Source organism: Xenorhabdus vietnamensis (assembly GCF_002127535.1).
Lineage (GTDB): Bacteria > Pseudomonadota > Gammaproteobacteria > Enterobacterales > Enterobacteriaceae > Xenorhabdus > Xenorhabdus vietnamensis.
In genome coordinates, this window is record NZ_MUBJ01000087.1 from 1 (window position 1) to 1,267 (window position 1,267).

Consider the following 1,267-nt stretch of genomic DNA (forward strand, 5'->3'; position numbering starts at 1 on the left):
TGACTGTCTTCTTGTAGTGAGTTCATTTTTTTAACCACCTCTAACGAGGCTTTCCGATCCCCGTCTAAATACGTCCGATGTAGGTAACACGCCTGCCCTTTGGAGTCAGTGGCAAGTGCCCATATCGCTTGCAGTGTTCCGTTACGGACAGGCTGGTCAGGGCAATACTTCACATTGTCGGCAGGCAAAACATGAATGCCCCGGCTGCGCAGATAGGCTTCCCCCTGCGTGCCTTTCAGTCCGGGTAAGTTGGCATAACAGGCAGTGACTCGGTTTCTGAACGTGGTGATATTCTTCTCTTCTTTCATGACGCTGCGCTTGTCTGACTGGATACCCAGCAGCAGATCAATTTCATCGGCCAGTGTCTTGTAGTCTTTTCCCTGCGTCAGCGTGAGTAACTTCCAGCCATCCCCCGCATTGCAGGTACAGATGAATGTGCCGCGCCCATCCTGATCATCAATACGGAATTTGCCTTTCTGCTTACAGATTGGACAGTTGCCCTTGAAATGCCTTTTTCCTGTCACCGGGGGCAATTTGTAATAAGCGAAGATTTCAGGCCAGCGACCTATCACCGCCTCGGTCGTTTTTATTCTGTTCATTGTGTGCCTCCCTGACGTGGCTGAATGGATAACTGGTCACGGATATCGCGCACCTTTTGGTGAGCCACCTCAAGGCGCATTTCCTGCTGTTCATTGCTGGACGGCTCCGATTTCTTGCGGGATTTCGCCCAGGCAATCTGCTTGTGTTTGATGAAATTGTTAACTTCGGGTGTCAGTTCCTGCGGCATGTCATGGAACCCGCGAGGCCAGACGCCGAACTTGTCTTTAAAGGTGTTGGATACCCAGCCATCACTGATAGTCTTGCCCTGTGAGGCGCGCTGGTTCTGGTAATACTTCAACTGGGAATAGAAACTTTGCTTTTCAGCCTGTGTGTAGACGCGTTCTTTCTTGTCGAGTTTTTTAATGGTGCGACTGGTATCAACATCAATGTCTTCCCCCACCAGCGGCTTAAAGTCACACTTCGGGCAGACATAAACCCCGGCAGGCTTCATGTAGTGGCAGGACGGGCATTCTTTGGGTAACTTCTCCCGTTTTTCCTGCTCACGCTGGCTGGAACGGGACTTCATGCCGTCATTCTTGCGGGGCAGCTCGTCATATTCGATGTCGTCGGGATAACCGAGGCGGTGAACCGTGCCGGAGTGATCCAGAATGATGCATCTGTCCTTACCCTTGGCAGTACGCAGACCCCTACCGATTGTTTGGAGCCA

The 1,267-nt window shown here is 51.6% G+C and carries 2 protein-coding genes; both read right to left on the reverse strand.

The window, feature by feature from the left end; all coding sequences use genetic code 11:
• On the reverse strand, window positions 1-599 hold a 599-nt coding region (locus tag Xvie_RS20270; RefSeq protein ID WP_279625699.1), incomplete at its 3' end, for a DUF7146 domain-containing protein.
• Window positions 596-1,267, reverse strand: a 672-nt coding sequence (locus Xvie_RS20275) for an eL43 family ribosomal protein (protein ID WP_479688392.1), incomplete at its 5' end; no start/stop codon positions are given. The genes Xvie_RS20270 and Xvie_RS20275, both read right to left, overlap by 4 nt.